This is a genomic window from Natrarchaeobius chitinivorans (assembly GCF_003841505.1).
In the GTDB taxonomy this organism is placed as follows: Archaea; Halobacteriota; Halobacteria; order Halobacteriales; family Natrialbaceae; genus Natrarchaeobius; species Natrarchaeobius chitinivorans.
Genome location: NZ_REGA01000005.1, coordinates 33,780 through 47,240, shown reverse-complemented (window position 1 = coordinate 47,240; position 13,461 = coordinate 33,780). Strand labels below are relative to the sequence as shown.

9 protein-coding genes are annotated in these 13,461 nt (G+C 61.6%); 4 read left to right on the top strand and 5 right to left on the bottom strand.

Annotation, left to right across the window (positions count from 1 at the left end):
- The first annotated feature begins 109 nt into the window (after window positions 1-109).
- Window positions 110-919: a DUF6517 family protein gene (locus EA473_RS07715; protein WP_124195089.1), complete on the top strand. Its 810-nt coding sequence runs from the start codon at window positions 110-112 to the stop codon at window positions 917-919.
- Window positions 920-1,038: 119 nt separating this feature from the next.
- On the opposite strand, the gene EA473_RS07710 is transcribed toward EA473_RS07715, so the two are convergent.
- Window positions 1,039-2,037, bottom strand: a complete 999-nt coding sequence (locus EA473_RS07710; protein ID WP_124195088.1) for a glycosyltransferase family 2 protein — start codon at window positions 2,035-2,037, stop codon at window positions 1,039-1,041.
- A 171-nt stretch (window positions 2,038-2,208) separates the two neighbouring features.
- Here EA473_RS07710 and EA473_RS07705 point away from each other — a divergent pair, with 171 nt between their 5' ends.
- Together EA473_RS07705 and EA473_RS07700 are read left to right on the top strand one after the other, a co-directional pair.
- Window positions 2,209-3,471, top strand: coding sequence for a polysaccharide deacetylase family protein (locus tag EA473_RS07705; protein WP_124195087.1), 1,263 nt, complete (start codon window positions 2,209-2,211; stop codon window positions 3,469-3,471).
- A 1-nt stretch (window position 3,472) separates the two neighbouring features.
- On the top strand, window positions 3,473-4,618 hold the full coding sequence (locus tag EA473_RS07700; protein ID WP_124195086.1) for a glycosyltransferase family 2 protein: 1,146 nt from the start codon (window positions 3,473-3,475) through the stop codon (window positions 4,616-4,618).
- Window positions 4,619-4,789: 171 nt separating this feature from the next.
- Here the strand turns inward: EA473_RS07700 and EA473_RS07695 are convergent, their stop codons facing one another.
- The gene (locus EA473_RS07695; RefSeq protein ID WP_124195085.1) at window positions 4,790-6,430 is read right to left on the bottom strand and encodes a flippase; all 1,641 of its coding nucleotides are present in this window, start codon (window positions 6,428-6,430) and stop codon (window positions 4,790-4,792) included.
- 537 nt (window positions 6,431-6,967) lie between these two features.
- Here EA473_RS07695 and EA473_RS07690 point away from each other — a divergent pair.
- On the top strand, window positions 6,968-8,119 hold the full coding sequence (locus EA473_RS07690) for a polysaccharide deacetylase family protein (protein WP_124195084.1): 1,152 nt from the start codon (window positions 6,968-6,970) through the stop codon (window positions 8,117-8,119).
- An 88-nt stretch (window positions 8,120-8,207) separates the two neighbouring features.
- On the opposite strand, the gene EA473_RS07685 is transcribed toward EA473_RS07690, so the two are convergent.
- The 3 genes from EA473_RS07685 to EA473_RS07675 form a co-directional block, all read right to left on the bottom strand.
- Complete coding sequence (locus tag EA473_RS07685; protein WP_394341302.1) at window positions 8,208-9,848, bottom strand: right-handed parallel beta-helix repeat-containing protein; 1,641 nt, start codon at window positions 9,846-9,848, stop codon at window positions 8,208-8,210.
- A gap of 325 nt (window positions 9,849-10,173) precedes the next feature.
- A complete protein-coding gene (locus EA473_RS07680) occupies window positions 10,174-10,833 on the bottom strand; it encodes a helix-turn-helix domain-containing protein (protein ID WP_124195083.1) in 660 nt (219 codons plus the stop codon).
- Between the two features lie 102 nt (window positions 10,834-10,935).
- Window positions 10,936-12,636: an alkaline phosphatase family protein gene (locus EA473_RS07675; protein WP_124195082.1), complete on the bottom strand. Its 1,701-nt coding sequence runs from the start codon at window positions 12,634-12,636 to the stop codon at window positions 10,936-10,938.
- Window positions 12,637-13,461 lie beyond the last annotated feature (825 nt).

Sequence of the window (13,461 nt, the reverse complement as noted above, 5' to 3'; positions counted from 1 at the left end):
GTAAATCGTTTCAGTTGTTACTATAGAAGCTCGTTATCCCAGTTCTAGCTGTTACTTATTTATATTGTTCCACCAAGCCCATATGGTTCGAGCAAGGAAGCCGAGGATAATGCACCGTCGAACATTACTTGCTGGGATTGGATCCGCCGGAGCGATCGGACTCGCTGGGTGTCTCGGAGTCGCCGGTCTCGACGAACATACTGCAAACCCTGTCGGCGTCGAGGAAGATGCACGAAGCGATACCGGATACGAACAAAGCGAGCCCGAAAACCTGGTTATCGAAGAGTCAGTAGGTGCTGTCGGGTACTCGGAAGGGGTTCGGGTCACGAACTACCTGATCGAACACGAGAAAGCAGTCGATATGGGACCGCTGGGTGAGCAACGCGGTGCAGTATTCATCGTGTTGTCTACGCCGCAGATTTCGGTCGTTGGCCAGCAGGTGAATCCCGTCGAGGACAAGTCGACGGAAGAACTTGTAGAACTGGTTGCGAGTAACTACGACGGTATCGGTAACGTCCAGCACGAACGGGACGACGACGTTTCGATTCTTGGGTCGTCCGTCACCGAGTCGATTTTTGTTGCCGATGCCGAGTTTAGCGGACAGGACGTCGAAGTGAACCTGCACATCACCGAAGCCGTCGAAACGGATGATGACCTGGTGGTGTCTATCGGTGTATACCCGCGAGATCTGGAGAGACGGGAGCGGGAAAACATTGAAACGCTCATGGAAGCGGTTTCAGAGGATGTGGACGTACATGCCGATGGTGGAGGTAATTATAACGAGGACGAAGGCGGGGCAGACGACGATACTGAAGAGGAAGACAGCGACACAGAAGACGACGACGAGGACGAAGAGAACGAAGGCGAGGATGAAGACGGCGAAGGTGATGAAGACGGCGACGATGGAATCAGCCTGTAGCGGTTCGAACAGGTTGACCGTGGTGAATGGCAAAGCTGCGTCGGATTTGTCTTCTGGTGGCAATGCACGTCACCCCACACCAGATCGCACATACGCGACGTCGCCGAGCGTGCGCTAGATTACCGGTCGGGCGGTGCCGTATCACCCGCTCCGAGTGCCCGTTCGATCAACGCGAGGACGGCGAGTGCCAGTCCGACGAGCCCGAGCGCTCGAGTTGGTCGCCGGCGGACGCCGGTGGCGACTGCCCAGCAGATTCCCGGATATCGTTGCGGCGAGGGGGCTGACCTCCGAAGGTGACACACCCCCCGGAAGAATCGTCCCTCCGCCAGGTAGTACTTCGCGAGCACGAGTCGGTGACTCGAGCGAATCTCGTAGCCGTTGGCCTCGAAACGTTCGACGTCGTCCGCGTACCTCGACAGGTACCGGTCGTTGGCGCTCTCGACGACGTCGGCCGACGGGTTCGACGTCTCATCGCGAACGACGAGTTCGTCGTCGACGTACGCGAGGTTTCCCTCCCGGAGCACTCGCAGGCAAAACTCCGGATCCTGAAACCGCTCGAGGTCTTCGTCGAACCCGCCGACCTCGCGTGCGACGTCGGTCCGGACCAGCAGCGTCGATCCGGCCCCCGGCTGGACGTTGTCCGCCAAAATCTCGCCGATCAATTCGTCGCCGCCCTCCATCGTCCGCTCTTCGTCCGTGTGGGCGAGCGCTGTCGCGACGGCCGTCCGTAACCGGCCGATCGGACCGGAGAGATCGAACGTCGCGTCGCAGTACGCGCCGACCCACTCGTCGGAGCGCTGCTCGAGGATCTCGAGCTGGCGCTCGAGTTTTTCCGGGTGCCACGCGTCGTCGGAGTCGAGGAAAGCAACGTACTCCCCACGAGCGCGTTCTAAGCCCGTGTTTCGGGCGGCGTTCGCTCCTCGGTTGGCCGCGTGGACGACCTGTCGGAGCCGTGGATCGTCGTACTGCGCGAGTACCGACGGGGTTCGGTCGGACGAGCCGTCGTCGACGACGACCACTTCGATATCGTCGACGGTCTGTTCGAGCGCGCTGTCGAGCGCCCGTGGAAGGGTTTCGGCTCTGTTGTACGTCGGAACGACGACTGTGATACGCGCCATTTCGCGGACGTGATCGTCCCGGGCGCATTATTATCGATATCGTAAACCCCCAACGGTAACTCGAGGGTTCCACCACCAGCAATCGCTACCCGCTGGACCCCCGTGCCGGAGACGACCGGGCGAGTGCTAACAGCTGCATAAGAAAGGCAGAACGGTTCCTCGCGACGCCCGATGACGAACCGAAACAGGCGATCGTTCGTGAGGGCGGCGTCCACGGTGGGTACCATCGGACTCGCCGGCTGCCTCGGAGTCCAGTGGGATCGAACGGACGAGGAGCCCTCGACGGAGCCAGAGGAGGAATCGTCCGAGCCGGAAGAGAAGACGAACTACCGGGCCGACCTCCCCGGCGAGTCCCTCGAGACGTTCGAGGAACTCGACGGCTGGGTCTCGATGCTCGACGGCGGCAGACTCGAGGCGGACCGCAAGGATCCGTACGCCGGAAGCCAGTCAGCTCACCTGATAGCGGACGAGGACGACGAGTACGCGGGCGTCTACGGAACGCTTCCACACGGCGAGAACCTTCGTGATCGGAACCTCTCGCTCGCGGTCAAGTTCACGGGCCGTAAACAGCTTCACCTCACGCTCGAACTGTTCGCCCCGAACTCCCGGAACGCTGTCAGGATGCGACGCGTACTCGTCGGTCCTGCCGACCGCTGGGTCCGCGTCGACTTCGGGACGACTCGCATCGAGGGACGCCCGGACCTCGGAGACGTTCGCGAGTTTCGTCTGAGAGCTCGTCGACGGGGCGAGGACGAGGGACCGATCGAGTGCTGGATCGACGACCTGCGGGCGGTCGAGCGCCCCGATAGAGGGAAGGTGGTCCTGTTGTTCGACGGAACCCTCGAGAGCCACCACATCACCGCCCTCGAATACCTGGACTCGTACGGGTTCTCGGGGGTCGAAGCGGTTATCCCCGAAGCAGTCGGCGAGACGGGACGGCTCACGCTCGACCAGCTGGACGAACTCGTCGACTCCGGCTGGGACGTCGCCGCGCGGCCGCGGACTGGTGTGCAGTCTCTCCCCGAGTTCTCGCCGGAGGAGCAAGAGGGGATGATCGGCCGAACTGCGGCGTGGCTCGAACACCGCGGGTTCGAGGAGGGGGCGAATCACTTCCTCACTCCGCGGAACGTGCTCGGCACGACCACCGCTGACCTCGTCGCGGAGTACCACGAGCAGGCGTTTCGGTTCGGCGGCGGCCCGAACGCATTGCCGGTTACGGATCCCCACAATCTCGGGTTCGTCTCCGGGGCCGCAGGCGAGGAGACGAACGGGTACGTCGATCGGGCCGCCGAATACGGTCAACTGACCGTGCTCCACTTCGAGCACCTCGGCGACGACGGGTTGAGCGAGGACTCCTTCGCAGACCTGCTCGAACACGTCGCGACCCGAGACGTTGACGTCGTCACGGCGTCCGAACTGCTGGAGGGTGTCTGAGATGTACCGGGGACAACGCGTCGGCGTCGTGATGCCGGCGTGTAACGAAGAGGGGTTCGTCGGCGACGTGATTGGTGACATGCCGACGTTCGTCGACCGCATCTACGCGATCGACGACTGTTCGACCGACGGCACGTGGCGGGAAATCCTCGCGGCCGCGAGAGAAGACCGGGACGCACTCGAGCGAAAACGGACTGCTCGAGACCGTCCCGCTCGAGACCGCCGAGAAACGACGCAACGTACCGAGGGGGTGACCGAAACCGCCCGGGCCGTCCCCGACGAACAGGACTCCGTGTTGACCGACGGTGGGGTGTCGGTGCTGGCGAAGCGGGCGACGGTACACGACCCGATCGGTCGCGTCGTTCCCATCCGACACCCCGAGAACCGCGGCGCTGGGGCTGCGATCAAAACCGGGTACCTCGCTGCGCTCGAGGACGGAGTCGACGCCGCGGTCACCGTCGACGCGGACGGACAGATGGATCTCGAGCAGATGTCGCGACTGCTCGACCCGCTCGTCGAGGGGACAGCCGACTACGCGAAAGGGAACCGGCTGCAGTCGTCCGAGTATCGGGCGTCGATGCCGCGATTTCGACTGTTCGGGAACGCGATCCTGACCGTACTGACGAAGTTCGCCTCCGGGTACTGGAAGACGATGGACCCGCAAAACGGCTACACGGCGATCTCACGCGAGGCGCTCGAGGCCGTCGACGTCGAGGGGCTCTACGAGTACTACGGATACTGCAACGACCTCCTCGTGAAGCTGAACGTCAACGACATGGCCGTCGCCGACGTGGCGATGCCAGCCGTCTACGGCGAAGAGGAATCGAGCATCGCCTACACGGAGTACGTCCCGAAGGTTTCGACGATGTTGTTTCGGAATTTCCTGTGGCGACTGCGGACGAAACACCTCGTGCGGGGTTTTCACCCGCTCGTCCTGTTGTACCCGTTCGGCGTTGTGACGGGGGTCATCGGGGCGATCGGTGTGCTCCAGTCGCTCGTCACTCTCGCCGGAACAGGCTCCGTCTCGTATCAGGGAACGGCAAGCGCGGTCGTGCTCGTCGTCGGAATAGCGAGCCTGCTTTTCGCGATCGGTTTCGACGTCGACGAGAGCGAACATCTCGAGACGCAGGTCGGACCGACACAGTAACACGACTCGTTCTGTTGACGGCACCGCTGGCGACCGATTTGTCCGTACTCGAGCACCGCCGGCGACCGGTTTGTCCGTACTGTACCGTCGGCGATTGGGAGACTCAGAAGCGACGCGGCCCTCGTTCCGCGAGAAACGTCGGCAAGGGACCGAGGTATCGGAGCAGGTCCGTCACGGGAGTAGTTCTCCAACGGCAGATCCGAGGAGACCGAGCGCGAATCCCGAGACGAGAAGCGAGAGGCCCAGAACGAGGAGCACGCGCTGGAACCAGCTACGCGTCGACGCACCGTCTCGATCGTCGTTCTCGAGTCGATCGCGGACTTCGTTCGCCTTCGAACCGACGGGATCGGGCAACAGCGCCAGGAGTTCGAACGGTTCGGCCGGATCGAGCGCACCGATGAGGAGCGCGAATGCGAGCGCAACGGCGAATCCAAACGGAGGAACGGCGGCGAGAGCGACCCACGGGTTGGAAATCGATGCCGTAACCGCGACGATCGGGAATGCGGCGAGCGCTATCGTCGCCGAAGCCCGCCCGATCCGAGCGTCCGCGATGGGATCGAAACCGATCTGTCGGGCGCTCCAGCAGTGAAAGACGAACATCGAGCCGTAGCCGACGCTCGTCGCGACGGCCGCCCCGTGCATGCCGTATCGCGGAATAAGCACGGCGTTGAGGACGACGTTGATTCCAGCCGCCACGCCGGTTGCAGCGATCGGATACCGGAGCGTCCCTTCCCCTTGCGAAACGGCGAGAACCGGTCGTGCGAGCGCGAATCCGAGCGCGCCCGGGAGTAACAACAAAAGCGGTGTCACCGCTGGTTCAGCCTCTGGACCGAAATAAAGGGGGACGGCGGTGTCGGCCAGCGCCGCGAGGCCGACCGCCATCAGGCCGGTCAGGAGGAAGGTGTATCGGGTGGTCCGAGACGCGAGTTCGGTGATCTTCCGACGGCGGTTTTGTGACCACAGCTCCGAGGTCGAGTGAACGTACACCGTCTGGAGCGCCAGCGGGACGAACCAGAGAAACTCCGCGAGCGTGAGCGCCGCCCGGTAGTTGCCCACCGCTTCGCTCTCGGTAAACCCCTGAAGCATCACGATGTCGATGTGATAAAGCGACATCAATAGGAACACGAGGACGATGCTCATCGAGTTGAACGTCAGCATCCGCGTTCGCGGAAACCGGTCGGTCGGTCGGCTGAACACACACGACAACGAAATTCGACGGTGAACGAGTGCCAACCCGACGGTGGCGACGACTGCGCTGGCAAAGAGGTGGCCAGCGAGCGCACCCACTACACCGAATCCCAGATACACCAGCGGAATCGCGATCGCGACGAAACTGACCTTGTCGAGGACTTTGAGCGGCTCCGAGTACCGCTCGAGGCCGAATCCCATGAGCGTTTTCCGGGCGTAGTCCCGAAACTGCGCCGAGAGCACGAGGACGGCGAGAACGTAGAAGTAGACCGTCAGTTCGGCTCCGAACAGGACGGCGACGAACCCGAGTTGGGTGACGAGGACGATACCCAGCGCACCCACGACGGCGAGCGCGACCGCCTGCCGAAAGTAGAAACCGACGACGTGCGCCATCCAGTTCGGGGTGGATCGATCCTCGGCGAGAAACTTCCGAACGCCGTCCGTTATCCCCGAGCTGACGAAGATCATGTAGATGGCGAAGATGGACAGCAAGAAGGCGTACTCTCCGAATCCATCGGCACCGAGGAGTCGGTACAGAAGCGGCGTCGAAACGACTGTCACGCCGAGTACGACGATCTTCGCCCCGACGACCGAGAGGATACCGCTCGTGATGGTTCTATTCACGACCCTGCCCTCCAGCGTCGGTCGGCGGATTTCGCCACCGATCGGCCGCGGTCGTCGCTGGGAGAGTTCCGTTGGTAAACGATCGCCACACTATCGGCGCGATATCTTCGGTGAGACCTTATTATACCCGTATTAAACCTCGACGAACGGATCTTTCTCGATCCGTACGGGTTCCGCGAGTACCCCTTTGTTTCTACTGAGGTTCCTCGAGCACCCCTTTGTCGCTACTGAGAGACGATGCGTACGTGATCGCGCGATTGGAGTCCGACCGGTGTTCAATCGTTCAGTTGTACGATACCGTCGGCGATCCGGATTTGTCCGACTCGAGGGGCAGTGGTCAGACCGAACCGGTTCGATACAGTACGGATAGTATGTACCGAATCGATACGCCACGGACAGTACCTGCAGATTCAATACGGCACGGACAGTACCTGCAGATTCGATACGCCACGGACAGTACGTGCCGAGTCACTGCCGGGAAGGTCATTACCCATCGAATAAGTATGGTCTCGAGCGGCCGAGTTCGAGTCGAATACGATGAATCACGAATCGACGCGTCGTCGTTTCGTCGTGACGGTCGGTGCAGGTTCGGTCGGCGCGACCGCTGGGTGTACCGGTCGGTTTAGCGGCCGCAACTCGAACGCCACCGATCCGGACGGCGGGGAGGAGACGGTTGACGGCGGAAATGCAAACGATCGCGGTGACGACGAGACGAACGACCGCGGTGACGATGGAACGAGCGAGCGCGGTGACGATGCCACCACCGATTCGTCCGACGAGTCGGAAGAGACAGAAGATGTCCCGAGCGTCGATGGCGGCGCAGTCGTCTTCGTCTACGACGACGGACCGATCGAAGACTACGAACAGGCGTTCCCGGTTCACCAGGAGTTCGACGCTCCGGCGAGCGTCGGAATCGTCACCGAGTGGATCGGACGGACGGATTTCAACGACACCGACTGGATGGACGACCACCATCTGGAAGAACTCGCGGCCGCCGGCTGGGAGATTTCCTCACACACGACGAGACACACCGCGTTGAGCGCGTTCGAGCTCGTCGAAGACGCCGTGGAAGGCGATACCAGGATCTACCCGGAACAGCGAAATCACGGATTTCACCACGGCCACGAGATCGAAGTTACCGACGGCGAGGAGAGCGTCCGCCGAACCATCGTCGACTCCGATCACGACGACGTCGGGGTCTACCTCGAGTTCGACGACCCACTCGAGACGTCGTTTCGAGCGGGGGAGGCGGTCGAGCGCTATCCGGCGGACGTGATGCACGAGTTCCTCGGTGAATCGAAGCGAGAACTCGAGCGGATGGGATTCACCGTCGACACGCTGTTGGCCCCCTACGACGCCGTCGACGAGTGGACCGTCGAGATCGCACGGGAGTACTACGACGGAATCGCGAACGCGCGACCGGGATCGATGTTCAACGAGCCCGAGGGGTTCGACCCCCTCGAAACCCGACGGGATTACTTCGTCGAGTTCACCACTCCAGCGGACGTCGAAGCGGACCTCGACAGAGTCGCCGAAGAGGAGGCGATCGGCGTCCTCGGTGCACACACGTTCAAAGCGGAGGTCACCGCCGACCGAATCCGTGAAACCCTCGAGTGGGTCGAGAAACGGGACCTCGAGGTCCTGACGTTTCGAGACGCGATCCGGGCGGTCGACGGAGATCGAAGATAACGGCCGAATCGTGACTGAAGACGGAAATTGAGGACACCGTCAGAATCGTGACCGTCGTTCGATCCCGTTCTCCGCGCGAAATCGGTGCTCAGTCGAAGCTGTTTCGCCAGGTCAACACGTCGCTGGCACCGAGATTTTCGATCCCGCCGGCGATCCGGTTTACTCTGAACTCCGGCCCGTCGATTCCCGGGTAGAGGCGTACCCCTGCGAGGCCGTCCCGGTAAGACTCGACGTCCGAGTTTCGCAGGTGGTTACCGTCGCCCTGGTCGACGTACGGGTACTGACTCGCGCGGAGTGTACACCGGTAGAACGTCGCGTCGTCACCCGCGATGACCAGGCCGTTCCTGTCGACACCGTCACGACCGGGCTGGTCTACGGTGACGTGACTGAACCGGCAGTTGTCTCTGCCACATCGGATCCCGTCTCGGAAGCCGGCTGAAGTGACGCCCGCCTCGCCCGAGACGTCGAAGAGTTCGACGAGCACACGGTCCTGTTTGTCGGTGTCTCGAATCCAGAGTGGATAACCGCCGGCTGCGTCGTGGCGGATTTCACCGTCGACGATGTGGCAGTAGCCTGCATTCGGCGAGACGACGATTCCGTGGTTCACCCGGTCGCCGCTGATCTCGATCGAGACGTCCTCGATTCGCGACGCACGGCAGGTGTTCATCACCGAAATCGCGTGGCTCGTCGGTTGGGGCGAAGTGATCGAGACGTCGACGCCCTCGACACGGAGATCGTCGCCGTTCTCGAGACGAACCCCCCGCTGACTGTCGTCGGACGGCCTCGTACGATCGACCTCGACGGTCGCGTCCCGTATTACGCTTCCTTTGCCGCCGATCCGAACGTTCGCCCCGTTGCTGTTTGCGAACCGGCCGCCGTCGACGACCACCGTTCCCTCGTCGTTCACCGCGTACAGCCCGTTATCGGGAAAGCCGCCGAGCTCGCAGTCGCTGAACTCGAGGTAGCCGACGTTGGTGTTCGCCTCGATCCCGATCGGACCGCGCCACACGTTTCCGGCGTGAGGCGTCTCGTCCGCGTGTACCCCTCCGTCCGGCGCACGGAACCGCTCGACGACGCCTCGTCCGTCCGGATCGACGACCGCGAACATTCCCGGCCCCCACGTACCGCTATCGTGTTCTCCGTCGATGGTCACGTCGCGGACCTCGAGATTTCGAGACACGCTCGCTTCGATCACCCGGATGCCGGTATTCGGTGCCCTCTGGTCGACGTCGAACCCCTCGAAGCGGAGCTCGCGGCCGGGATTGTACGAGACGCCGAGTCGGAACATTCGGTAGCGTGGTCCGTCGAAGTCGTGATAATTCGCCGGAACGAGCGTCGCATTTCGGCCGAAGAAGCCGACGTTTTCGAATCCGGTGAATCGGAACTGCGAGTCGACGTAGTACCGCCCCTCGGGGAATACGAACGCGGTGTCGTCGGCGCGAAGGTCCTCGAGTACCGGCGTGATCGGCTCGTCACCCGTATCATCCGCGCCAGCGTCGACGACGTTCACCACGGAATCGTACTCCTCGTGGAACGCCCCGGCAGACGAGGCTCCGACGATCACCGCACCGACCGTCGACGCTGTCATCACCGCGGCGTTTCGCAGAACCGTACGTCGAGATCGCGAGTCCGAATTCACCCGATCGCTCACCCCCTGCGTCGTCCGATCGTCCGAGCCATCATCCCCGTACTCCTCGCGTTGCGTTCGAATACTACGTCCTTCCGACATCGATAGTCAACTTTTCTTGAATGCGGTCGGGTCCAGTATCTACGGGTTCGGATAGCAAGTTTTTAAGGCAAACCCGATACGGAGCCTCGGCTACTCGACACTCGCTTCGTCCGGGGAAGCGGAATATACTGCTTCCCCGGTTGTCCGGTGCAACGAGTTATATTGCCCCTTGTTGTCCGGTGAAGCGGGTTACACGACACCATTCGTCCGGTGAAGCGAGTTACACGACACCATTTGTCCGGTGAAATGGGCTACCATGTGATACGACGCGCGCCCGATCGAGGCTCGAGAAGGCCAATAGGTACGGCCAAAACCAGTCCCACGATCACCCGGGTACGGCGGGCTTTCGGTCGGTTTCGATCGTCGCACGGATCAGTTCCGAGACGGCTCGACGGAGGCGCTGGGAGACTGCCGAGTCCGAAATCTCGAGGCGATCGGCGAGATCGTCCTGGGTGATCGACCGCGGAATGTCGTAGTAACCCCCGTAGTAAGCCATCGCGAGGATTTCGTGTTGCCGCTCCGTGAGGAAGTAGGTGGCGTCGTCCGAAGCGGTCGAGTCGTACAGCTGATTCACGCGGAACGAAACGTTCCGGTCGATACAGTACTCCCGGTACGCGGTCAACGTTTCCCGGTCGGGAAAGTGAACCCGAACGATCCACCCGATTTCGCCGCTCGTCATCGTAAAGACGAACAGCCCACGTTCAGCACAACGGTCGGGAACGATCTCCCGGTCGGTCTCGAGGGTGATTCGGTATATCGAGCGGTTCTCGAACGTCCCAACCCGCTGGGGCGACGAAACGGTCGGATCCGCCTCAAGCGACGACTCGAGTGTTGCGTGGTCGTCGCCGAAGACGGAAACGAACACCTTCGTGCGGTCGGTCCGGACGGCGTACTCGTACCTGATCGTGACGTCCGGTCGGACTGCTATCGTCGGCGTCAACGGAAGTTCGTCGTGGACGACGCGAATTTGTGCAATAAATCCCATAACCTGGTGCGTTCACTGCGACCAGTTCGTCCGCGGCCCAATACTTATAGAGCAGGTAACGATCGTTTCGGGAGCGGGAATGGCGAACGCTGGCGACACCGCTTAGTCGATGTACCCGAGATCGGCGAGCCGACCGGTCACCTCATCGTCCACATCGGCGTCGTCGTGCTTTTCATGGGCATCGTGATCTCCGCGTTCCGCGTAGGGAGGGTAGGTCATCGGCTCGATCGGATCGACAACAGGGAGGACGCCGCCATCCATCCGATCACTGTACGGAACTCCCATCGCCGCGAGGACCGTCGGTGCGACGTCGAAGAGGTGGGCACGCTCGAGTCCAGCATCTTCGTCGATGTCGGAACCCACCGCGACGAAGACGCCGTCGAGTTTGTGATTCCACGGTTCGACCGAACCGAAGTAGTTGCCATCGAGTCGTTCGGTGAGTGCGTGCTCGAACCCGTTCGGAATCGTGACGACGTCGACGGTCCGGTCAGCGTTGTCGCCGTGAAAGTACTGCTCACCCGGCGCGACGGTCTCGAATACCGGCTCTCCCTCCGGCGTCTCGACGCCCTGAAGCGATCGAATGAGATCTTCGCGGACTTTTTCGTACTCATCGGGCGGGACGACACCCTCCGGCTCGCGGCCCTCGAGATTGATTCGGACGCCCAGTTCCGTCCGCGCGCGAACGTAGGCCTTCGAAGAGGCGAAGTCGACCTGTTCGTTCGCCGTCCGCGAAACGCCACCAGGTGCGTGTGCAATCGCCACGTCGGCAAGCCCAACCCGCTCGAGGGCGGCCCGTACTCGGCTGGCCGTAAGCCCGAATCTGGCGGCGACCGACGCCGCCCGTGCGACCGCCCCGGGCTCCCACGAGTCACACTCCTCCCCCTCGCGGAGTCGTCGACGCATCGGCGTCCACGACGGCATTCCCTTTCCACCGGTCGTCGTCTCGAGGAACCCCTCGTCGCGGAGGAATTCGTTGATTCGGAACTCGTAGCCGTCGTACCGACCCATTCCGTGGTCGCTCACCAGGAAAATCCGGTCGGGATCACAGCCCTCGATGATCGTCGCGATTTCCTCGTCGGTCGTTTCGTAGACGGTTTCGACCGTCCGCTCGTCACCCGCTAATTCGTGGAAGACGGTATCCGTCTTCTGGAACTGGACGAAACCGAAGTCGGGATCGTACGCGTCGACGAGGTAGCGAAACGCTTCGCCGCGCATCCGTATCAGACGGCGGTACTCCGTGACCTTCTCGTCGGTCGTGAGTGAGTCGTCGTCACGGCTATAGTTCGGGTACACGCGATACTCCCCGATCGCATCGCGAACGTCCTCCAGTACCCCCTCCGGATGACAGGTGGGGCTCTCGGGACCGAGAAAACCAGGAATTACCGCGCCGTCGAACTCCTCGGGGGGGTGTGTCACCGGCGCGTTGACGACAACGCTCGAGCGGTCGTGACGGTCCAGCAGGGTCCAGAGTGAGTGTTCCTCGACGTCGTCGTTGCTCGTCACGTGCCAGTCGTAGCCGTCGTATCCCACGAACCCGATCGCACCGTGTTGTCCCGGATTGACGCCGGTGTAGATCGACGGCCAGGCGCTCGGCGTCCACGGCGGGATCTGGGACTCGAGGGGGGCCACCGCTCCGTCCGCACAGAGTCGCTCGATCGTCGGGATGCAGTCAGCTTCGAACAACTGCTCGAAGATCGGGAGACACCCCGCGTCGATACCAATTAGAAGCGTCTCCATCCCGCTCGAATCGGTTGTGGTACTCGTAGTCGATGCCGCATCGTCTCGACGATACATCCGGGTCATCTGTTCGATAAGCCTCGTTCGTAGTCACGATATCCGTTCAGCCGCTGCCGGACGAAATCGGGTAGTGGAACCGGTCGGTATGACACGACTGTCTACCACCCGGATGGGGGCTGAGACACATTACTATCGATCCGTTAAACCGATAGTAACAACTGAAACGAGTTACACACCGATCGCCAATCCGTCTGTCGATCGGGTGTGGAGTGACGTTCAGTGACGACTATAGGATCACGTCAAAATCGAGGGTGTCGCTGAAACACGAGCGAATCGTCGAAACACGAACGGTCTCGAAAGACAGGAAGTGTTGTGTTAAAAATATGAACTGGGATAGATTATCGGCAGGGTTCATCGGTTGCCGAGGACGAACCGAAATGGGACGTCGACCGCCGGACCTCGAGATCTCCAGTTGGCGCCGATAATTCCCCCGAGGTGAGCCGATCTCCAAGTCTCCCAATTTCGAAACACTAGGGATCATAACAACTACCGAACGCCAGCGTATCCCCGATCACGCGACGGGAGCACGGTTCGGAGTGCACCCGTTCAGAGTGCACCCGTTCAGAGTGAGCGAAGCGAGCGAGAACCGCGGAACGGCGAACGGCGACCGCAAGGAGCCGTGAGCAGAACGGAACGAGCGAGAACCGCGGAACGGCGAACGGGGAGGAACGACCCGTGAGCCAGCGAAGCGAGCGAGAAACCCAGACTGGAGATCGATGTACAGATGGTTTCAGTCGGTACTATGGGTGAAACGATCCCAAGTATTTTATTCAAACAGTTGTATCCGGTGAAATTCAGGTAATGAGATGTTTGGATTGCTTCGATTGGTTC